Below are 21,863 nucleotides of genomic sequence, written 5' to 3'. Positions count from 1 at the left end.
AAAACAGAAAAATAGCTATCTCAGTCAACAGGCTTAATGAAAACGGAACAGTATCCTTCACTAAAAAATAACACCGGTTTATCGCTAAATGCAAGGCCCCTGCATGCAGATAAATGTTGTTGCTGTTGCTGCTGATCAGCATACCCTTTCAGCCATCGCTGAATCAAGCTAACCCATAGGTCAAATTTAAAGACGTATCTGCTGCCCGGTCATTTATCGGCGTAGGGAATTTACACGCTTGACGCTACGAGTCAGCTATTCAGCAAGCGTCAATATATCAGTCAATTACATTTTACAACCACCATAACGATCAATTCCTCATCATCATGAAAAAGAGTTTATTCATTCAATTTTTGGTTTTACTATGGGCAGGTACGGCCTTTGCCCAAACCCCGCTCAAAGGCAGCGTTAAAAGCGTTACGGGCATCCCCATCCCCCGCGCTACGCTGATCATCAGGGGGACAGCCACCGGCGTTAGCGCCGACGATAACGGCGAATTCACCATCACGCCAAAACAACAGCCGCCATTTTACATCCGCATACGTTCGGTAGGTTTTAAAGCACAGGATTTTCAGGTGTTGAAACTGGACGGTAACCCATTAGAACTTGTTTTGGTTGAGGACGACCAGCTGAGCGAGATCGTGGTAACATCACGCCGCCGTAAGGAATTATTGCAGGATGTACCTATACCTGTATCGGTAGTAGGGGGTACACAGATCGATCAGTCGGGCGCGTTCAACGTGAACCGTGTGAAAGAGTTGATCCCATCTGTGCAGCTTTACACTTCTAACCCACGGAATACGGGTATCAATATCCGCGGTATCGGTTCACCATTCGGCTTGACCAATGATGGTCTTGATCCGGGTGTTGGTTTCTACGTGGATGGTGTTTATTATGCCCGCCCCGCTGCCGCTACGCTGGACTTTATAGACGTGGAAAGCATCGAAGTATTACGTGGACCGCAAGGAACTTTATTTGGTAAGAACACCGCCGCAGGTGCCTTCAATATCACCACCCGCAAGCCAAGTTTTACACCGGGTGTAAATTTCGAGAGCAGCTTTGGTAACTACGGTTACATCCAGGCTAAGGCATCGGTGACCGGTCCGCTGGCAAAAAATTTGGCGGGACGTTTGTCATTCTCGGGCACACAACGCGACGGTCTTGTACAGAATATCCGCACGGGTCGTGCCACTAACGACGTTAACAACTTAGGCTTCCGTGGTCAATTATTATTCAAACCGAGCGAGAATACATCCATCACCCTTGCCGGCGATGCGTCGGACCAAAAACCTGATGGATACGCGCAAGTGGTGGCCGGCGTGGCGCCAACTTTACGCCCCGCTTATCGTCAATTCAATGCTATTATTAGTGATCTTGGTTATACTTTACCAAGCACTAATGCATTTGACCGGGTGATCGATCATGACACGCCATGGCGTTCGGGCAACCAATTGGGCGGTGTATCATTGAACCTTGACCAAAAGATAGGCCCGGGAACATTGACCTCGACAACTGCATGGCGCTATTGGAACTGGGACCCATCTAACGACCGCGACTTTACCGGCTTGCAGGCTTTAGCTAAATCGCAAAACCCCGCTAAGCACAAAAACTGGAGCCAGGAGATCCGTTATGCTGGTGAGTTCAGCAAAAACCTGAGTGGGGTAGTGGGTGTGTTCTTCCTGGATCAGGAAGTAAAGATCACCGGTACCGAGGAGTCAGGCTCGGCGCAATGGCGTTTCTCGCAAAGCACCACCAATACTGCCCAATGGAAAACGCCGGGTTTGTTTGAGGGCTATGGTATTTATACCGATGCATCTATCAAGTCTAAAAGTGCTGCCGCCTTTGGTAGCATCGATTGGGAGTTTGCCGAAGGCTTCCACATTTTGCCGGGTGCAAGGATCAACTACGATAAAAAAGTGGTGTACTACAACCGTGTAGCCCGTGGCGGCCTGCAAACTACCGATCCGGCCCTGCTGGCCCTGAAGAATGGTGTGTATAGCAGCCAGTTCTACGAGTCGCAAGCAGATGAAAAGAATTTTACGTACCAGATAACCGCGGCTTACCGCCCCAATAGGCGCTTAAATGTTTTTGCTACTTACTCAACCAGTTACAAACCGGTTGGTGTTAACGTGGCAGGTTTACCAACGGTAAGTGGCCAACCGGCGCTTGATCTGGCTGTAATTAAGCCTGAAAAGACCCGCCACTACGAAATTGGTGTGAAGACCACCCCGTTAAAAAATCTTACCCTGAATTTGAACTATCATAACTCGGACATCAGGGATTACCAGACCAACGTGCAATCGCCTGAGTTAGGTGTTAACCGTGGTTACATTGCCAATGCCGACGAGGTTAACGTTAAAGGTTTTGAATTTGACGGTAGCTTCCAGTTAGATCAGCATTTCTCTTTCTATGCGGCAGCGGCTTACACCGATGCTAAATACGTAAAGTTCACCAACGCGCCGTTGCCTTTAGAGGAGACCGGCCTGACCGTTGGCGGCCAGCAGGTTGCTTTCAAAGATATCTCGGGCGGGCGCTTACCGGGTGTATCTAAATGGGCTGGATCTTACGGTGGCGAATTTGCTACCCCAGCCAAATTCTTTAACCAGGGTTCTAAATTCTTTATCGCGGCAGATCAGTATTTCCGTTCGTCGTTCTCGTCAAGCCCATCACCATCGGCTTACCTGAACATTCAAGGATATTATTTGGTTAACGGTCGTGTTGGTTTCAAAGCCACCGAAGGTTTCTCAGCATTCATCTGGACCCGTAACTTGTTCAACCAAAATTATTTTGAGCAATTGCTGCCTGCCGGTGGTAACGCCGGTCACTATGCCGCGGTACTTGGCGATCAGCGCACTTTCGGCCTGACTCTGCGTTACGCCTTATAATTCGTACCTACATTTACCTATGAATATACTACAAGGTTGCCCGTTCATCGGGCAGCCTTGTTTTGCAAATGGCAAAACCCACAGATGTAACAATATAGTCTATCGGTTTTGTAGATGAATTTTAAAAACTTATGTTTGTTTAGCGGCCACCGGCCGCACCGAACTATTAAACCAATTCCTAAAAATATACCTATAATGCCTGAGAATATAGACGCTACCGCGCCCATTGCCCCTAACCAAGCTGTACCCGCAAAAAAACAGTACCTGAAATATCTAAATGAAGATTGGTGGGCGGTTATCCTGGGCGGTATCCTGATCGCGGCTATCGTCCTGTTCAAACAGAACGGCATCGATATTAAACTACCTGTCTATAAATGGAGCGGATCTGAGGAGTTATACGGCAAGATACTATCAGCCAAAAACTTATTGCTGATCGCTAAAACCGGCGGCGTATTTTTATTGCTGACAGTAATTTCGATCGCTTTATCAGGCGGTAACATCGGCCGCTACATCATCGGCTTTATATTTATTTTTCTGCTGGCTAATGTGGCTTTCATCATTGGCGGTAATAAAAGCATCGCTTATTACGGGTTAGAATATGTGGTTTTCGCGCTGCTTATTGGCTTGCTGATCGGCAATTTTATGGCGATACCCGCCTGGCTGAAAGAAGCTGTACGGTCTGAGTTTTTTATTAAGACAGGCTTGGTGATCTTAGGAACAGGCATCTTATCTTCCGATCTTGTTGCAGCCGGCTTGCCGGGTATCATACAGGCGGTGATCGTAGTCAGTGCCGTTTGGTTCTTCTCGTTGTGGCTCGGCCGCCGACTAAAGGTCGATGACGAGTTCGGTATCATCCTGGCATCGGCCGTATCTATCTGCGGCGTATCAGCCGCTATTGTAGCGGCGGGAGCGATCAATGGCGATAAGCGTAAATTGTCCTACGTAACAACTTTGGTATTGTTAATGGCCATCCCAATGATGATAATTCAGCCATGGCTGGTGCGTGTATTACACATCCCCGAGATAGTTGGCGGCGCCTGGTTAGGCGGCACTTTAGATACAACGGCCACAGTGACCGCAGCTGGTGCCATTGTTGGCCCGGCGGCTGTGAAAGCAGGGGTGATCGCTAAATTCTCGCAAAACGTATTCATCGGTGTAGCTGCTTTCCTGATCGCTATTTGGTGGGCTTATCGTAAACCTAAAGGTGAGCCAAAAGAGGGCGGCTTGAACCTGAATGTAGGTAAACCAGGCTTGGGTATTGTTTGGGAGCGTTTCCCAAAATTCGTGCTTGGCTTTATCGCGGCATCGCTTATATTCTCATTCGCGCTTGACGGGGCAGCGGTTAAAAGTATGAAGCCAACGCTGGATGGCTTGCGCGCCATTTGGTTCGGGTTAGCCTTTGTTTGTATCGGTATGGAAGCCAAATTTAGCGATCTGGTCAAACTCGATAGCGGTAGACCGGCTTACACTTTTGTGGGCGCACAGATCTTTAACATCCTGTGGACCTTGCTTTGGGCGTACATCCTGTTCGGTGGCTACATATTCCCGATCCCTGATTTTAAATAGCAGATCACTTTATATCAGGAACTGAAATTGCTTATCGCGGATACCGATCTTTATAAGTTGCTTTTTGGCCTCAACGCGTCCGTCATCAAAGTGGACATCGTTGTTTGGCCATTCTAATGCTATTTGTCGTCCGCGAATTACCTGATAAGCATCCGTAAGCGTAGGTACACTCGCTTCGCCGTCTAACAGGTTGGCAAGAATTTCCCGCGCGTCGGCCGATACCAATACGATGTCAAAATTACCGTCACCGGCATCAGCAGTAGGCGACAACCGCAGGTTAGGTCCTACGTAGGGCATATTCAATATCTCTATAAGGATATAGTCACCGGAGTGGTCTTTGCCATCAATAATTAGCTTGCAGCTTTTGGGTTTGTAGTTGTGGGTAAGATCTACAAATATCTTGCGGGCAGCCTCAAGTCTTTTTGCGGGTTCGTCGCTAAGTTTTTTATCGGCATGTTTCATCTCTTTCATTAAAGCGGGGAGTATGCCGCAACCGACGCTTTCTAAAAAGAAATCTTTATCGTGGAGGCCGCTAATCGTGCCTATATCAACCTGTTTTACCTGTTGTTTTTTCCAGCCCGATATGTTCTGTTCCTGATCTTTTGTTAAACCAAGCGAACGGGCGATGTTATTAGCAGTGCCCGATGGCAGCAAGCCGATATCTATTCTGAGGTCTCGTTTCAGTAAAGCTTTTACAGCTTTTTTTATTGTACCGTCTCCGCCGGCAACAACAATAAGCGCAGATCCCGCATCAAATTTTTTCCAGCCTTTTTCTTTAGTAGATAAATAGCGGCAATCATAACCTGCAGCATTGATCTTCGCTGTCAGGTGTTCACCAGCATGGTCTTCGTCGCCGGCGCTGGGGTTATGCAATAAGGTTACTGTGGGTAAGTTGCTCATGTTGTTTATTCTAAAACATAAAACTTTCCTTTTGGTTGAATAAATATTGACAATAAATTAACGACAGGTTATGAGGATATTGATCACCAACGACGACGGTATTTACAGTCCGGGAATAGCCGCGCTGGCAGAGATAGCTTCGCGCTTTGGCGAGGTAAGAATAGTGGCCCCCGATGTGGAGCAATCATCAATGGGCCATGCGGTAACACACTCGCGTCCATTAAGCGTTAAAAGTTCGCCAATAACTTTTACCGGTATCGAGTCAGCACACCGTGTTAACGGCACACCGGCAGATTGCGTGGCGATAGGCACGCATCTGTGGACGGATACCGACGTGGTATTATCTGGCATCAATATGGGACCAAATCTGGGTAACTCCATGTGGCACTCCGGCACATTGGCCGGGGCTAAGCAGGCTGTGCTATTGGGTATCAAAGGTATTGCATTGAGCACGCCGGTCGGCAAAACAGAACCTGACTTTAAAAAACTCGCACCTTTTGTAGAGCGTGCCTTAGAGTTGTTATTACCGATAGAAGAACTATCGCTTTTCAACGTGAACTTTCCCGAAGATCCCCAAGATATTCTTTGGACACGCCAATCAGTAAGATTATACGATGGTGTGATCGTGCCGACCACCGACCCGATGGGTCGTAAGTTGTACTGGTCGACCGTTAAGCCGCTGGAGGCCGCGGAAGAAGGCACCGACCGCTGGGCTGTAGAGAACGGCAACGTTTCGATAACTCCGTTACGACTGGACCTGACGGCCGAAAATATGCTGGCCAAATTGCAAAGCGAGCAACCGATATTACAGTCGTAACGACACATAAAAACCAAAGCCCGGCGCAATAAGCGTCTGGGCTCGGTTACGGTCATCGTGGTGCTGATGCCCGCTTATAGTTGATAGTTTAGTTTATCAGCTTTAAAGTATATTCAAATCTGGTTGGTGCGGCGTAAACGGTGTACTCCGGCATTGGTGTCGGGCCGCAACTGTTGGATCCAACGCCCAAAGTTTTGTAACCGATGCATAATACGGTCTTATTGCTTTTCGGCAGGTCGATCTTATATTCGGGTACGGCCAATTCCTCGTCGCTGTAGGGGAGAGCCGCAACTTGCAGCACGCTTTTACTGCCGAGGACTTCAAATACTTTACCATTGCTGTTAATTAGTTTTGCCCAGCGTACATCCTCGTGATTGCCGGCCTCCATCGGTTTTTCGTAAGGGGTAAGCTGTTGGGCGACAGTGCTATTGTAGATACCGATATCCGACCCTGTTTTACGATCCGAGTAATTCTCCATCGGTCCGCGACCAAAATAGCTGAACTGTTGATAGTTTTTATCCAGCATCATGCGCACGCCCATGCGTGCAATGATCAGCTTGGGCTCACTGCTGTTCACGTTATTGCTGACGGTAATGCTGCCATCGCCACTAATTTGATACACTACCTGGTGCTTTATCCAAAAACCCTTTTTACCTGTTGCCGAAAGGTTGGCTTTGACAATAATTTGCGATGCCAAAGTCGGATCAGTTTCGACCCTAACGTTATCCACAGTCCATGCCAGTTGTTTAAGGCCATGGTCCTCCCAATCCTTATCGGCATACAGATCGTCTTGTTGATGCGGTGCGCGCCACAGGTGCAGCATCGGTCCGCCGTTAGGTAAAAGGATATTACCTGAACTGGTTTGCATAGCCGATATCGTGCCTGTAATTTTACTAAAGCCGACCTCGAAGTTTTTGCCTTTGATGAGGATTGAACTATCAGTTTGCACCATATTTAATGGCGACAGTTGCTTTGACGTAAGATATGGCCGGGTACTTTTGTTGGGAAGTTGCAACTGTTCGGCCGCTATCTCGTAGCCTTTTTTTGCCCAAAGCTGATTTTTGACCGTTGTGAACGATATCCGTAAATGATACACCGCATCAGGCTCTGCATTTTTGGCTACGTATGGGATGCTCACCTGCTTACTTCTCAGTGGCGCGATATTGCTTATGTTGATAATCCCCGAACTTTCTGTTACACCATTTTTGCTGATCACCCATTTGGCGTTGAAGCCCGAAAGGTTAATGAATTGATATTTATTACGGATACTGATCAAACCTTTTTCCAAGTCGACGCTATCTACGCTGATCCATTGGAAAACCCGTTTCATCTCCGGATAATGAGGTTTTGGTGACCGGTCCGATGCTACCACACCCTTATGAATAAAGTAATGATCGTTAGGAAACTCGCCAAAACCACCACCGTAAGCCAATATGGGATGCTGCGGGTCGCGACGGTTCCAGATACCCTGGTCCTGAAACTCCCAGATAGCACCACCTAACAATGTCGGGTATTTATCGAAAAGGTCGCCGTATTCTTTCAACGACCCCATGGAGTTGAACATGGCGTGCGCGAACTCGCATAGATAGAAGGGCTTGGTCAGGGTTCTATCCAATGCCGCCCGTTCTACTGATGACAGTAGTTTCTTTTTGACGTTGGCAGAGTCGGCATATGGGATGATCGGCGCGTACATTTTGCTATCGATGCCTGCCGGATTTTTTTCGCCTACGCCAAAGCCCTCGTAATGGGTAGGGCGGGTGGTATCGATGTTTTTAACTGCATCTAAAGCTGCCCTGAAATTGGTACCACCCGTTCCGAACTCGTTACCTAGAGACCAAATGATCACCGAGGCATGGTTCTTAAAGCTCTCCACGTTGGCCACATTACGGTCTACAATGGCGGCTTTAATGCGTGGCTCATCGTTCAATTTATTCATCAGTCCGTGGGCTTCTACATTAGCTTCGGCCACCAAATAAATGCCGTACTCGTCGCATAACTCGTACCAGCGCGGATCATTAGAATAATGGCTGGTGCGGATGTGGTTACAATTGCCTTGCTTTATCACTTCCAGGTCGCGGCGCATTTGGGCTTCGGTAACAGCGTGACCAACCTCGGGCCAATTTTCGTGTCGGTTAACGCCTTTCAGTTTGATGGGCACACCATTCACCATGAAGACCCGCCCTTTGATCTCTATTTCGCGAAAGCCCGTTTTAGTCGAGATCGTCTCTATAGTTTGATACTCTTTTTTTAAACGGATGATCGTTGTGTAAAGGTTAGGCGTTTCGGCCGTCCATTTTAGCGGGTTGTTCACCTTGAGCTTTAAACTGACAGCGGTTTCCTGACCTGCTTGCATTGGCGGAACGTTAGCATTGCCGGATGCAATGATCTTTGCGCCATTATAGATATCGACCACAGCCCGTTGTGCGGACGATACTTTGCTGCCGAAATTTTTGATCTTTACCAATACGTCAGCTGTTGCGTTTCGATATTGCGCATCCAGGTCGGTCTTGATAGAAAAGTCTCGAATATGAATATTTGGAGCCGTCCAAAGCGTAACGTTGCGGAAAATTCCATGCAAGCGCCACATATCCTGATCTTCCAGGTAGCTGCCCGAATTATATTGATAAACTTCGGCAGCGATCATATTTTTGCCCGGTCTTACAAATTCGGTTATATCAAATTCGGCGGCGTTACGGCTGTTGGTGCTGTAGCCTACCTTTTTGCCATTGATCCATAAGAAGAAGCCAGAATCGACACCATCAAATGTGACGAAGATGCGCCCGCCGTTCCAGTTGGCCGGTACATCAAAATCGCGGCGGTAACTACCTACCGGGTTACGCTCTTTAAAAGCGGTATATTTTTCGGATGGCATACTCATCACCCGCGGGAAATCCTTTTGAAACGTGTAACTGATGTTGCGATAAAATGGCGTACCAAAACCTTTGATCTCCCAGTTAGATGGCACCGCGATGTCTTTCCATTTAGATACATCGTAAGCAGGCTTATAAAAATCAACGGGTCGATCAATAGGCCAGGCCACCCAATTGAATTTCCAATTGCCGTTAAGGCTGCGCGATAGGGTAGACGCGTGCCTGTTACCTGCCAATGCCTGCTGCAAATTAGCATAAGGCATTAACATGGCATGGGCCGGCTGTTTGTTAATGCCCGATATTTCAGGGTTCTCTATCTCGGGCGGAACATCTTTGCGATAGTTGGTATCGACGTTTGCTGTTTGAGTAGCAAAAGCCACCGTTGCCGATAATGTAAATGCTATAATTAAGGTGACGATCTTCATACGGGTAGCTGATATAATTACATGCCTTTTGGCTGATACTGTGATTTATTGGCCCAATTGGCGGCCGGCGTGTCTTGTAAGAAGACTTCCAGTTTGGCACCTACAATGATATCTTTATAGCGGATATAACTATTTGGCATCACTTTGCCATTCAGCTTTACAGCGTAGATATATTGGGCTGTTTTACTTTTTTTATGGGCGATTAGTTGGAACGCTTTGCTATTCTTCAATTTAATGATTGCCTTATCAAAAAGCGGCGCACACAACAGATATTCACCCGAAACCGGGTTGACCGGGTAAAATCCTAAAGAGGCGAACATATACCACGCCGACATTTGTCCCGCATCATCGTTACCGCCCAAGCCGCCGGGGCCGTCGCTGTATTCATCGGCCAATATCTGCCTTACCGCTGCCTGGGTCTTCCATGGCGACGAGGTATAGTTATACATGAAAGGGATCTGGTGCCCCGGCTCATTCCCGTGCCAGTACTCGCCCTTGCTGAAAAGGTCATCTAAGGCGGTCTCTAACTTTTTGCTGCCGCCCATCAATTTGCTCAAACCAGCTACATCATGCGGGACATAGAAGGTGTACTGCCGTGCCGTACCCTCGGTAATAAAGGTGGCTTTTTTATCAGGATCGAAGGGGCTTACCCAACTACCGTCAGCATGGCGGCCACGTACAAAGCCGGTCGATGTGTCGAATATGTTTTTGTAATAACCCGCACGTTTCATCAGGGTGTTATGGTCGGCGGTTTTGTTAATGCCTTTGGCAAATTGTGCAAGGGCGTAGTCGTCATAAGCATATTCCATGGTACGGCTTACCTGCTCCATTTTGTGGAAAGCATCTAGCACACTATCCTCAACCGGGATGTAGCCGTATTTTAAATGGCTATCTAAAGCGCGGCGGCCTTTGCCTTCCACGTAATCGGCACGGTTGGTGTTAATATCGAAAGCGTTATGACGTAATATTTGGTAAGCCTGGTCTACATTATAACCACGGATGCCTTTCAAGTAAGCCGAGCTGATGACCGACGTGGTATGGTCGCCGATCATTTCAGAAGTATAACTATTCCAACAGGGGAATATCGGCATCCAACCACCTTGCTGGCCTTTTAGCAGTAGGGAGTTAACAAAACTACCGATCATCGGCGGGTCCAATATCTCGAACAGTGGTATCTGCGCACGGTAGATATCCCACATCGAAAAATCGTCGTAATAATGCTGGCCCTTAGCTAATTGCTCGTTCTGATAATTACCTGCAAAGCGCGGGTATTTGCCATCCACATCGCTAAATAAGCGCGGGTGTTGCATGGCGTGGTAGTAAGAGGTATAAAAGATGCGTTTATCGCGTTCGTCGACAGTTTGTACATTGATCTGCCCCAGCGCTTTTTCCCAAACAGCTTTGCTGTTAGCAACCGCCTGGTCGAAATTGAAGCCCGGCATTTCGGCTTGCAGATTTTTGCGTGCACCATCCAAACCGGTAAATGATGTACCCATGCGGATGGTCAGCTTTTCGCCTTTGTTCAGTTTAAATCCTGCGTAAACGCCGTTGCCTTTTTCGTTCTTAATGCTGTCGAGTTTGAAGATCTTATCGTTTGAAAATGTCCCGGTGCTTGTCAATTGTCTTTCAAACCTGATCACAAAGTAACCGCTAAACCCCGCGCTTTTGCCCCAGCCTTGATAGATGCGGTGTGCGGGATTGTATCCGCTGATCTCGCCTCTCTGCGCGTCGACCTTTACAAAGCCTTCCTGATAATTGCTGTTGGCGCTGACGAGCAAGTAAAGACTGTCAGCCTTATCCATTGTGAATTGCATCATACCGCTGCGCAAGGTGGATGTTACCGATGCCTGTAATTGATACTGTTTAAGATCAATGGTGTATTTGTATGGTGTAGCTACTTCATCAGTGTGACTAAAGGTAGCGTGGTAATTTGCTGTTTTAAGTTTGCCGCTGATGGGCATAATGGTAAAGCTGCCGTAATCCTGCGTGCAAGATCCGCTTAACCAATGCGATCCGCGGATGCCACCGAACCTATTGTCCTTATAATAATAGGGGGGGACACACTTGGTCTCTCCTGCCTGGGTCTGCGGTGCCCATTGCGTCATGGCAAAGGGTAGGGTCACTGCAGGGATGGTGTTAGCGAAGCGCGTATCCGCGTTTTCCCCGTGTTTAGTAGCCGAAGCAGTAGTGGCTATGCCAGTACCGGCCATAGGCTGTACATACTTTGTGAACTGGGCGTTTGCCGCTGAAAAATAAAATAGGGTAGCAAAGCCGACCGTTAGTCGCGCTATGGTTTTAGATACGGTCATATCGTTCGGTATTTAAAATGAGCGGTGTAAAAAGAAAACCACATGGGGGCCGCAGCTCGCCCGCAGCCCCGGTGGCAACCTTTATAAACCAAATTCTTAACCGGTAGCCATTAAAGTGATGGCTACCGGTTCCCGGAAATTAATAACCCGGGTTTTGTGTCAATCTTGGGTTCAACTGCCTTTCACGCAATGGGATCGGGAACAAGTTGAGCGTGGTGGTGATAGCACCGATAGTACCGTTGGCAGATCCACCGGCTTTAAAAGCCGTCATTACCTCTACATAAGTATTCCAACGTATCAGATCGAACCAGCGTTCTGCTTCAAAAGCCAGTTCGATGCGTCTTTCGTTACGGATGGCAGTGCGGGCTGCGGCTTGTAATAAACCGGTGCGGCCAACCAAACCTGCACGTGTGCGTACCAGGTTAAGTTGAGTCAATGCTTCGGTGGTTTTACCGTTCTCATTCAATGCTTCTGCATATAGTAAGATCACATCGCCGTAACGCAATACCGGCCAGTCGTTATCACCTTCGCTGGTACCAATAACGCTTGAGTAAACGAATTTTTTAGCGTAATAATAGTTCAGCGTGCCCGAAGCGTATGTACCTATCGATGTGGTTAAGCGGTTATCGCCCGTCTCGAATGCATTGTACAAGTTACGCGTACCTGAGTTATTGCTATTACCGGTAACGAAGGTGGTAATGGTAGTACCTGATGGCTGCGGAACAAAGCTCCTTGCAAAGGTGTTGCCCTCGCTGTAACCACCAGACAGGTATTGAACAGAGAAGATGAACTCGCGGCTATTATCCTTACCTAACCCGAACACCTGATCAAAAGGCAGCAACGTACCTGACGTAGCAGCAACGGCAGCCAATACCGGCTCAGCCTGGGTGTATTTGTTCTGGAACATCAGCACCTTACCCAATAAACCATTGGCAGCAATACTGGTAGCACGTCCTATATCGGTCCCGGTGTACGATACAGGTAATACCGCGGCTGCCTCAGTAAGATCTTTCTCTATCTGTGCATAAACTTCGGCAGGGGTAGCGCGAAGGTAAGTGTAAGCCTCCTCTTCGGTAACCAATTCTTTTAAGATCAATGGTACACCACCAAACATACGCACCAGGTTAAAGTACATCAACGCGCGCAGAAATTTTGCCTGCGCTTTGTAGCTGTTACGGTTAGCATCACTCATTGGCGGAGTATCCGCATGGCCTAATACAATATTAGCGTAGGCAATAGTTGCATAATATCTGGCCCAGGCATTTTGCAGGTTGGTTGATGTTGGCGCCCAGGTAAGTTTGTCCTGCTCGCCGTAAAGTGCTTCGCTTTCGCCATAAGTTTCGGCGTTGTCTGATGGTATTTCGCCAAAGCCGTATTGCTCGTTATATATCGGGCGTAAGCTACTGTATGTACCGGTCAACGCGTTACGGATATCGATCTCGGTGGTATATGACGTACTTACCGGGATAATGCCCTGAGGCGTTAAGTTAACGAAGGACTTTTTGCAGGCCGGCAGCACGGCCATTGTCGCGAATATCGCGAAGCTGCTTATAATGAGTTTGTTAATTTTCATGATCCTTGAGTTTTAAATACATTAAAAACCAAAATTTACACCAACTATGAACGTACGCGCGGTAGGGTATGTACCCTGATCTACACCCGGCGTGATCGGGTTGCTGCCCATAATGTTAGCCTCGGGATTGTAGCCCGAATACTTGGTGATCAGGAACGGGTTTTGTGCCGTAGCATATAACCTTGCCGACTTCACGAACAGCCTTTTCAAAGCCGTTTCCGGCACGCGGTAACCTAAAGTGATGTTACGTACCCGTAAGTATGAGCCGTTCTCTACACTGTAGTTGGTTAAATTATTACCCGGGTTTACAAAACCGCCCGATGCCGGGATAGGGTACTTAACGTCCTTGGTTGGGTTAGCCGGATCAAAATAATTTTGATAGTACTCCGTCAGTGAGTTTTGGTTGTGGTTACCGGTGATGGTTTGGCGATCGTTACCGTTAATTACCTTAACGCCTTGTACGCCTTGCATCAAAATACTCAGATCATAATTTTTATAAGCGAAACTGTTAGTGAAACCATATGTAAAGTCTGGTAAGCCCTTACCTAAAACGGTGCGGTCAGCTACATCGATCACGCCGTCGCCGTTCTGATCTTTAACCATCCAGTCACCTACTACGTTGCCAGATCTTGCCTTAGGGTTGTTAGCCAGGTCGGCTGCATTCTTAAATACGCCTACTACCTCGTAACCATACATTAAACCTAAAGGTTGGCCAACTTGCACCTGGTAAACGTTGTTCCAGCCGTTCATGGCTGCTACAGCAGGCAGGGCAGAAGGTCCGCCAAGATCCAATACTTTAGTACGGTAGGTCGATAAGTTAGCATTTGCACTCCAGCGTACCGCGCCAAGGTTAAAGTTAGTGTTTAAGTTAAACTCAAAACCCTTGTTACTAAGTTTACCTAAGTTGGCCTGATATGCGGTAGAATATACGCCTGATGCAACTGTGGTTGCATAACCAACCGTCAATGGTAAAGCTTTAGCTAACAACATACCGTCAGATGTACGGTCGAAATAATCTGCCGTGAACACGATATCGCTGTTCAGGAAACTTAGGTCGATACCAACGCTGGTCTGATCATTCTTCTCCCAAGTAAGATCAGGATTTGCAAAGCCTAATTGCTGTGTACCGAAGATGCGGTTGCTGCCCGATGCATAGTTCCTGTTCAGGGCGATCTGGTTAACATAAGTAAAGCTACCAATGTTGGCGTTACCTGTACGGCCATAACCACCGCGGATCTTCAACTCGTTGATCTTCAGTTTTTCTAAAGTAGGTTTGATGAAGTCTTCCTGACCTAACCGCCAGCCTAAAGAGAATGATGGGAACAGCGCGTAACGGTTGTTTGGACCAAAACGTGATGAACCATCCTGACGTACAGCGGCTGTTAAAAGGTATTTCTTAGCATAATCATAAGTTAAACGACCTGCATAAGAAACAAATGTATTAGCATCAAAAGCCTCTACACCAACTGTGTTTGGCGATGCCAGCGGGCTTTGTACTGCAGTGGTAACAAAGGTACCCGGGACACCGGCAGTATAATAGATCTGAGAGTTATATTTTTGTGCCGAAAATAGACCTAACACGTTAAAGTGGTGCTTATCTATCTGCTTATCATAAGTAGCAGTATTTTCCCAAACCCAATCAAAGCTGGTGCGTGAGTTATCTGATGCGTAAATACCTGTTAATAAAGGATTGGTCATAGACGCACTTGGGGCAGAGCTGTAAGCCATAGTACCCGGAACGTAAGCATGCACCTGCTCGTTCTCTAAAGTAGCACCTAAATAGGTCTTAAATTTCAGGTCGGCTAAAGGGCTGTACTCTAAGAACATATTACTTAGCGTACGGAAAGCCCTTGAACGGTTGATAGACTGGCTTAAGATACCTACCGGATTGTAAAAGTTACTTGCCGAGAACACCGCAGTAGGCGATAGGTTTAAACCTAAAGCACGATCGTAAGGTTGTTGGAAATCGCCATTGGCGGTGTAAACCGGAACGATAGGCTGGAAGGTCAATGCCTGGTTAAGCGGACTTGGTAAGTTAAGATCGGCAACCAACCCCGGCACACCGATCAGGAAATCGGCAGGGTTTGCGCCCGCGCCACTGGCTTGACCAGATGATGGCTGGCGGAATTGCTCTGAATAAGACGGAGATACCGAGAAGCCATATTTTAAACCTTTAACAAGGTCGGCATCTAAGTTCAATCGGGTGCTGTAACGGCTATAGTCGGTACCTATCAAAACACCTTGTTGTTTAAAGAAACCTGCTGAGGCATTAAAGCGTACTTTTTCGCTACCGCCCGATGCATTCAGCTCAAAGTTGCTGATAGGGGCCGAGCGGAATATCGCTTTTTGCCAGTCGGTATCGGGCAGGTTGGATATGTCGCCGTCCAGCAGGGTAGGGTATGCTAACCCGCGTATGCGGCTAATATCTTTAACCTGTTGTACATACTGATCTTTCTTTAACACGCTGATAAATCTGTCGACAGTTTGGATGCCGGTATAAGCCGTAGCCGAAAAAACCGTTTTACCTGCTTTACCACGTTTAGTGGTCACAATAACCACACCGTTAGCCGCGCGTGATCCATAGATAGCTGCCGAAGCTGCATCCTTTAAGATCTCCATCGATTCGATATCGTTAGGGTTGATCAGCGTAAAGTTGGCCGGGTTTTGCAATGGGTAACCGTCCACTACATACAGCGGATCGTTAGACGAGCTTAACGAGCTAACACCACGTACGCGGATAGTAGGGGCCGCACCTGGCTTGGCACCCTGATCTGATGTTACCTGCACACCGGCAGCCAAACCTGCTAAGGCTTCGCCCGGGGTACTTACCGGTTGGTTGCCAATGTTTTTGCCATCTACTTTGGCAATGGCGGCAGTTACCGTAGCACGCGATTGTACACCATAACCAACTACCACCACGTCATTCAGCGTGTTAGTAGCATCGGCAAGTACCACGTCTATAACGGTTTGTGTGCCTACAGTTATCTCTTGGGCCACCATTCCCACGAACGAGAAAACCAGTACACTCTGTCCGTTAGGTACCTTGATGCTGTAGCTACCGTTCATGTCGGTAAGCGCACCTGTTTTGGTACCTTTTAGCAGGATACTAACGCCGGGCAAGGTCTCACCTTTTTTATCGGTCACCCTACCCGTTATGGTGATAACAGCCGGCGCTACGGTTTTTTCTGCCACCGCTATCTCTTTTTTACGGATCACCACCGTATTGTTATTTCCAAAAATGATATCGACAGGTTGGCCGTCAAAACACTCATCTATCACCTTTTTTAAAGTGGTATTTTTAGCGTTAATGGTAACCGGGTCGGTAAAACTTATTACGTCGGCATCACAAATAAAATTGTAGCCGGTTTGCTTGGTCAGTTGGTTAAGTACCTCTTTAACAGAAGTATTCTTAACATTGATACTCACGCGCTGCGCAAACGTGGCAGCACTCACCTGCATTAAGGTGGCCATAATAATTATGACGGTAAGTTTCATTATCAATAGTAATTTAGGGATACGACGATGCATCTCCCTGCACTGTTGTGCAGTAAAAATTTTATACATTTGCTTAGGATCTAATAATTGGTTTAACGATCTGAAAATTGGTATCCTGCTCGATCTCTAAGACCGAACTAAAGCCGGGGGTGGTCTCAACACTCTCGGTTTTTTTTGGATATGGGGAAATAGGTAATTATTTAGCTATAACCGTTATCCTCCTTCCTTCGGTAACAAAGCGTACCTTGTTCACTAATTCTATATTGGTCAGCAGGTCATCCAAACCTTTGGATCGCTGGTAATTGCCATCAAAATTCACGTCGCTCATATCGCCTTTGTACATCACGTCCACATCGTACCAGCGCGATACTTTTTTCATGATCGATGTGATATTTTCGTTATTGAATATGAAGTTGTCATTTTTCCAGGCCATCACTTCGTCAACATCGGCTTCTCTGACAGTAACCCGATCTTTCAAGTTGTTAACGGCCATTTGTCCGGGTTTGATCAGCGTAGAACCTGAACCATGGTTAACCTTTACCGAGCCTTCGATAAGTGTGGTTCGGATAGATCGCTCATCGCTATAGGCATTGATATTGAAATGCGTGCCCAATACCTCTACGGTCTGTTTGCCGTTCACGTCTATCTTAAATGGTTTGGCTTTATTCTTAGCCACTTCAAAATAAGCTTCGCCGGTCAGGGTAACCTTACGCTCGTTTCCTATAAAAGCAGTAGGGAAGGTAAGTGACGATGCCGAGTTCAGCCAAACTTGCGTACCATCAGGCAGGGTGATGTTGTATTTGCCACCACGCGGGATGCTGATGGTATTTAATGCAAGTGCAGCAGCTTCTGTTTCTTTATCGCCATCGTGGTTGATCACTATGCCATTGCCCGAACGGGATATAGCCAGATTACCCTGTTTGTTAACATTGCCTTTTTGAGTATCATCTAAAGAGATGGTTTGCCCATTGGCCAACGTAAGGATGGCTTTGTTAGACCCGGGTTGGATGATATGTTTTTTTACCACAGCAACCTTTGGTGTTGCAGGAGCGATGGTGGCGGCATTATCCTTATTCAAAAAATAAACCCCTGCCGATGCAAAGATCAATACCGCAGCGGCGGCCGCATATTTCCATCCGAACATCTTGCGTACAGGTGCTTCATTAACCTGCATACTTGCCTGTAGCTTATTAAATAGTATATCGTGCAGGCGTTCCTGTTCAGCTTGACTTAATGGTGCTAAGTGTTCGTTGTGCAGCCCATCAGTGTCCTGATATTGCTTTATCAGGGCCTCTTCTGCCGGGGTATGCTCACCGCGTAAAAATTTCGCGCAAAGGGCAAGATACTGTTCCTGTGTCATAGAATGGCTGTAATGCTGTACGTTATAATTGGGTTTACATAGGTATAGATACAGAATAGCGTTACAACACACATAAAAAAATAAAAATTTTTTAGCGTACTGTACATTTTAGCTTAGTGTACCGGATGTTTTAGATGTATAGACAAATTATATAGGCGAAAATTTGTTATTAAGATATGATAATGCATAGCTTTACCGACCCAATTATATGCCGATCACCAATTTGACAGACGCTGAACTATTTGAGGCTATTTTACTTGATAACGAGCAGGCTTTCAACCAACTGTTTGAACGCCACTGGTTGAAAGTGTACACTGTGGCCCATAAATATGTACGCGACGAGGAATTGGCATTAGAGATAGCCCATGATATTTTCCTGAATATTTGGAATAAACGGCAGGAGTTAAAGATAAATTCTTTTAAAAGTTATGTGATCACGGCCGCCAGTTATCACGCCATCCGCAAAAGGCAAACAGCAAAAGCCATCCCTGTGCAGTATGTAGATGACTATGAATACACCGAGGATGCTGCTTACGCCATCTCAGGTCGTCACGAGCATAATCAGGGCGAGGTCAATATCGATGAGCGCGAGATCAACGACACTGTAAACCATCTCCTTACCGAATTGCCTAAACGTTGCCGCGAGATCTATTATATGAGCCGGCGTGATAACTTGTCGATAACCGAAATTGCCGAGCGGCTGGATATCTCCAAACGGACGGTAGAAAATCAACTTACCATTGCGTTGAAACATTTGCGCACCTCGTTAAAGGTGATCATCCTCTTTAGTTGTTTTTTTAAGTAATGGTGGTCCTGCGATCGATTGCAGGATCTGCCAATTAACACCCTTACTTTTGTTGATCGATCGCAAGAAAATCTAATAGTGACCACTATCACGGTAATTTCCCTGTTGCGATTTGCCTATAATTAGATGCATTGTTTACATTTACGGCCGCTATACTGTGTAGGAGCATAGTGCGGTAGATGATAATAAACCATTAGGTATAACATGTTCGGATACGATGTACAGGCGCTGAGGAAATTGCTGAGTGCTATCTTACAACAAAATAATACAGCCGATGCCTGGACTTGGTTAAGCAAGCAGGGCGATATTAATAACGTGGCGGCCTTCAACGCTGCCTTTGTAATGATGCCTCGTAAAACGGGTAAGGTTGTTGTGTCGATAACGTCTGAACAAAAAGCTCAATTAAATACCATTCGCCCGGGTTTTAATATCGCTGGTTGGACGGCAGAGCGCTTAGGCAGGGTATTCCTTTTTATCCAAGCCGATGCAAAATATCAGGAGCATTATATTAAAACGATAGAGAACCTGTTTCTGGCGGGCGAGATGAAAGAGCTGGTAGCCTTATATTCCGCATTGCCCGTATTGGCTTATCCTGAATCATGGATCAAACGTTGTGCCGAAGGTATTCGCAGTAATATCGGCATTGTGTTAGAGGCCATCATGTACCACAATCCATATCCAAGCGAACACCTATCTGAAGATGCCTGGAATCAATTAGTGATGAAAGCGATCTTTACTGAGAAAGACCTTGGACAGATCACCGGCTTGCAAGAGCGTAACAATCCTGAGTTGGTGCGCATTCTGCTTGACCATGCCCGTGAACGTGGTGCTGCCGGGCGCACCGTGGTGCCCGAGCTTTGGCAACTGTCTGAACCGATAGTTGGCGCCGCCGCCATTGCCGACCTGAAACAACAATATAGCTTAAATTAGAACCGAGATAATTCTTAAAACCGAACGATATGTGCTGCAGCCATTCTTTTGAGAACCCGCCTTACCCATCCGACGCCAAGCCGGAGACCTTTGATATCAGCGCCGTAAAAGGCATGAAGTTTTTTGACCCGCATGTGCACATGACATCGCGCACAACGGATGATTACCAGGCCATGGCCGATGCCGGCGTGGTTGCTTTGATCGAGCCCGCCTTTTGGTTAGGTCAGCCGCGTACGGGTCTGGATAGTTTTCGTGATTATTACAGCAGCCTGATCGGTTGGGAGCGTTTCCGTTCGTCGCAATTTGGTATCAAACATTATTGCACTATCGGACTGAACTCGCGTGAGGCTAATAACGAAGCTTTGGCCGAGCAGGTGATGGAACTATTGCCGCTATTTGTTTACAAAGAAGGTGTAGTAGGCGTAGGCGAGATCGGCTTTGATGATCAGACCGCTGCCGAAGAGAAATATTACCGTGCGCAATTAGATCTGGCTAAAGAGGCCGGATTGCCCGTACAGGTGCACACCCCGCATCGCGATAAAAAACGTGGTACCCAACGCAGTATGGACATCGCCATAGAACAAGGTCTTGACCCATACTCGGTGATCATTGATCATAACAACGAGGAGACGGTTAAGGAAGTGCTTGACCGTGGCTTTTGGGCGGCGTTCACCATTTATCCGTTCACTAAGATGGGTAATCAACGTATGGTCGAGATCGTAAAGCAATATGGTTCAGAGCGTATCATGATCAACTCTGCTGCCGATTGGGGTATCAGTGATCCGCTGGCAGTACCTAAAACCGCGGCATTGATGCAGCAACAAGGTATTAGCTTGCAGGATATCGAATTGGTGACCTACCGCAACGCTATCACTGCCTTTGCACAAAGCGGGCAAATAGACGAGGCTGATTTTGGTGTCAATATCGATCAAAGCGCCAAGTTTGCAGGTAACAGTATTTTGCGTGGTGGTCAGCAGCCTCGTATAGATAAGTCGTCCATCATCATCAGCTAAGTTTTGGGGAAGACGATATATTATTTACGTATGATGCGCCCGGCCAATATCGTTACCTCGGTAGCGGATGTACTGGCGGGTATCGCTATAGCCGGGGTGTTCACACAACCCGGTGCCCTGAGCATGCAAGGTTATTTACCGCAGATCTTGTTGCTGTGCTTTTCTACCGCTTGCTTATATGGCGGCGGCATTGTTTATAACGACGTTTTTGATGCGGACCTGGATAAAATAGAGCGCCCCGAACGGGCAATTCCAAGCGGTATTATCACGGTTAAGCAAGCCTCAACTTTGGGGACGGTGCTTTTGTTGGCAGGTATCGTTTCGGCGTTCTTTTGTAATAGTTTTTCAGAGATCATCGCTGCGGCAATCGCGTTCTTTGCCTTACTGTATAACAAAAGCAGCAAGCATCATCCATTCCTTGGCCCTTTAAATATGGGCTTTTGCCGGGGCTTAAATTTGATGCTGGGTATTAGTATCATCCCGTCGCTATTATCTACCTGGTATCCGTTGGCTATCGTGCCGATCATCTATATCTTCTGTATCACTATGATCAGCAGGGGGGAGGTGCACGGTGGTAGCAAGCGTAACCTGTATATCGGTGCAGGTTTGTACGCTATTGTTGCAGGCACCATCATATACTTTGGTTCGCGCAATCATACTTTGTTGTTGACGGCGTTATTCGTTATCCCGTTCTTGTACATGATATTCACCCCTCTATTAAAAGCCATTAAAGAGCCCATCGGTAGGAACATCGGCGGAGCGGTAAAGGCAGGTGTAATATCATTGATATTGATGGACGCAGCTTGGGCGGCTACCTTCAGTACCATTTCCGTGGCGCTGGTAATAGCCTGTTTATTACCTATATCCATGTGGTTGTCGCGTATATTTGCGGTTACCTGATCTTTTAATTTTATA

Annotated in this window: 13 protein-coding genes; 7 read left to right on the top strand and 6 right to left on the bottom strand. The window is 47.1% G+C overall.

The window, feature by feature from the left end; all coding sequences use genetic code 11:
• Window positions 1-326 precede the first annotated feature (326 nt).
• Window positions 327-2,885 carry a TonB-dependent receptor gene (locus IRJ16_RS02705; RefSeq protein WP_194109971.1) on the top strand — a complete coding sequence of 853 codons (2,559 nt, stop codon included), beginning with the start codon at window positions 327-329 and terminating at the stop codon, window positions 2,883-2,885.
• 195 nt (window positions 2,886-3,080) lie between these two features.
• Window positions 3,081-4,451, top strand: a complete 1,371-nt coding sequence (locus IRJ16_RS02700) for a YeiH family protein (protein WP_194109970.1) — start codon at window positions 3,081-3,083, stop codon at window positions 4,449-4,451.
• 9 nt (window positions 4,452-4,460) lie between these two features.
• On the opposite strand, the gene IRJ16_RS02695 is transcribed toward IRJ16_RS02700, so the two are convergent.
• Window positions 4,461-5,351 (bottom strand): diacylglycerol/lipid kinase family protein, encoded by an 891-nt coding sequence (locus IRJ16_RS02695; protein ID WP_194109969.1) that lies wholly within the window; start codon window positions 5,349-5,351, stop codon window positions 4,461-4,463.
• 70 nt (window positions 5,352-5,421) lie between these two features.
• On the opposite strand from IRJ16_RS02695, the gene surE reads away from it, so the two are divergent.
• Window positions 5,422-6,168: a 5'/3'-nucleotidase SurE gene (gene surE / locus IRJ16_RS02690; protein ID WP_194109968.1), complete on the top strand. Its 747-nt coding sequence runs from the start codon at window positions 5,422-5,424 to the stop codon at window positions 6,166-6,168.
• 88 nt (window positions 6,169-6,256) lie between these two features.
• On the opposite strand, the gene IRJ16_RS02685 is transcribed toward surE, so the two are convergent.
• The 5 genes from IRJ16_RS02685 to IRJ16_RS02665 all read right to left on the bottom strand — a co-directional run bounded on the left by IRJ16_RS02685 (window position 6,257) and on the right by IRJ16_RS02665 (window position 18,200).
• Window positions 6,257-9,463, bottom strand: a complete 3,207-nt coding sequence (locus tag IRJ16_RS02685) for a glycoside hydrolase family 2 TIM barrel-domain containing protein (RefSeq protein WP_194109967.1) — start codon at window positions 9,461-9,463, stop codon at window positions 6,257-6,259.
• Between the two features lie 17 nt (window positions 9,464-9,480).
• Window positions 9,481-11,772, bottom strand: coding sequence for a GH92 family glycosyl hydrolase (locus tag IRJ16_RS02680; RefSeq protein ID WP_194109966.1), 2,292 nt, complete (start codon window positions 11,770-11,772; stop codon window positions 9,481-9,483).
• A gap of 139 nt (window positions 11,773-11,911) precedes the next feature.
• Window positions 11,912-13,345 carry a RagB/SusD family nutrient uptake outer membrane protein gene (locus tag IRJ16_RS02675; protein ID WP_194109965.1) on the bottom strand — a complete coding sequence of 478 codons (1,434 nt, stop codon included), beginning with the start codon at window positions 13,343-13,345 and terminating at the stop codon, window positions 11,912-11,914.
• Window positions 13,346-13,366: 21 nt separating this feature from the next.
• Entirely contained in the window at window positions 13,367-16,804 is a 3,438-nt protein-coding gene (locus IRJ16_RS02670; protein ID WP_394355211.1) for a SusC/RagA family TonB-linked outer membrane protein, read from the bottom strand.
• A gap of 232 nt (window positions 16,805-17,036) precedes the next feature.
• Complete coding sequence (locus IRJ16_RS02665) at window positions 17,037-18,200, bottom strand: FecR family protein (protein ID WP_194109963.1); 1,164 nt, start codon at window positions 18,198-18,200, stop codon at window positions 17,037-17,039.
• A gap of 208 nt (window positions 18,201-18,408) precedes the next feature.
• Here IRJ16_RS02665 and IRJ16_RS02660 point away from each other — a divergent pair, with 208 nt between their 5' ends.
• From IRJ16_RS02660 to eboC, 4 genes are all read left to right on the top strand, one after another.
• Window positions 18,409-19,005 carry an RNA polymerase sigma factor gene (locus IRJ16_RS02660; protein ID WP_228079757.1) on the top strand — a complete coding sequence of 199 codons (597 nt, stop codon included), beginning with the start codon at window positions 18,409-18,411 and terminating at the stop codon, window positions 19,003-19,005.
• A gap of 204 nt (window positions 19,006-19,209) precedes the next feature.
• On the top strand, window positions 19,210-19,935 hold the full coding sequence (locus IRJ16_RS02655; RefSeq protein ID WP_194109962.1) for an EboA domain-containing protein: 726 nt from the start codon (window positions 19,210-19,212) through the stop codon (window positions 19,933-19,935).
• Between the two features lie 29 nt (window positions 19,936-19,964).
• Window positions 19,965-20,948: a TatD family hydrolase gene (locus IRJ16_RS02650; protein WP_194109961.1), complete on the top strand. Its 984-nt coding sequence runs from the start codon at window positions 19,965-19,967 to the stop codon at window positions 20,946-20,948.
• Between the two features lie 3 nt (window positions 20,949-20,951).
• Window positions 20,952-21,848, top strand: coding sequence for a UbiA-like protein EboC (gene eboC, locus IRJ16_RS02645; protein ID WP_228079754.1), 897 nt, complete (start codon window positions 20,952-20,954; stop codon window positions 21,846-21,848).
• Window positions 21,849-21,863 lie beyond the last annotated feature (15 nt).

This window comes from Mucilaginibacter myungsuensis (genome assembly GCF_015222005.1).
Taxonomy (GTDB): domain Bacteria; phylum Bacteroidota; class Bacteroidia; order Sphingobacteriales; family Sphingobacteriaceae; genus Mucilaginibacter; species Mucilaginibacter myungsuensis.
Note: the sequence above shows the minus strand (reverse complement) of the source record. Positions and strands in the feature narration are given on the sequence as shown.

What these genes read in the sequence shown, in the direction of transcription:
- IRJ16_RS02705 (WP_194109971.1), top strand. Translation starts at nt 327, where the DNA reads ATGAAAAAGAGTTTATTCATTCAATTTTTGGTTTTACTATGGGCAGGT.
- IRJ16_RS02700 (WP_194109970.1), top strand. Translation starts at nt 3,081, where the DNA reads ATGCCTGAGAATATAGACGCTACCGCGCCCATTGCCCCTAACCAAGCT.
- IRJ16_RS02695 (WP_194109969.1), bottom strand. Translation starts at nt 5,351, where the DNA reads ATGAGCAACTTACCCACAGTAACCTTATTGCATAACCCCAGCGCCGGC.
- surE (WP_194109968.1), top strand. Translation starts at nt 5,422, where the DNA reads ATGAGGATATTGATCACCAACGACGACGGTATTTACAGTCCGGGAATA.
- IRJ16_RS02685 (WP_194109967.1), bottom strand. Translation starts at nt 9,463, where the DNA reads ATGAAGATCGTCACCTTAATTATAGCATTTACATTATCGGCAACGGTG.
- IRJ16_RS02680 (WP_194109966.1), bottom strand. Translation starts at nt 11,772, where the DNA reads ATGACCGTATCTAAAACCATAGCGCGACTAACGGTCGGCTTTGCTACC.
- IRJ16_RS02675 (WP_194109965.1), bottom strand. Translation starts at nt 13,345, where the DNA reads ATGAAAATTAACAAACTCATTATAAGCAGCTTCGCGATATTCGCGACA.
- IRJ16_RS02670 (WP_394355211.1), bottom strand. Translation starts at nt 16,804, where the DNA reads ATGCAGGTGAGTGCTGCCACGTTTGCGCAGCGCGTGAGTATCAATGTT.
- IRJ16_RS02665 (WP_194109963.1), bottom strand. Translation starts at nt 18,200, where the DNA reads ATGACACAGGAACAGTATCTTGCCCTTTGCGCGAAATTTTTACGCGGT.
- IRJ16_RS02660 (WP_228079757.1), top strand. Translation starts at nt 18,409, where the DNA reads ATGCCGATCACCAATTTGACAGACGCTGAACTATTTGAGGCTATTTTA.
- IRJ16_RS02655 (WP_194109962.1), top strand. Translation starts at nt 19,210, where the DNA reads ATGTTCGGATACGATGTACAGGCGCTGAGGAAATTGCTGAGTGCTATC.
- IRJ16_RS02650 (WP_194109961.1), top strand. Translation starts at nt 19,965, where the DNA reads ATGTGCTGCAGCCATTCTTTTGAGAACCCGCCTTACCCATCCGACGCC.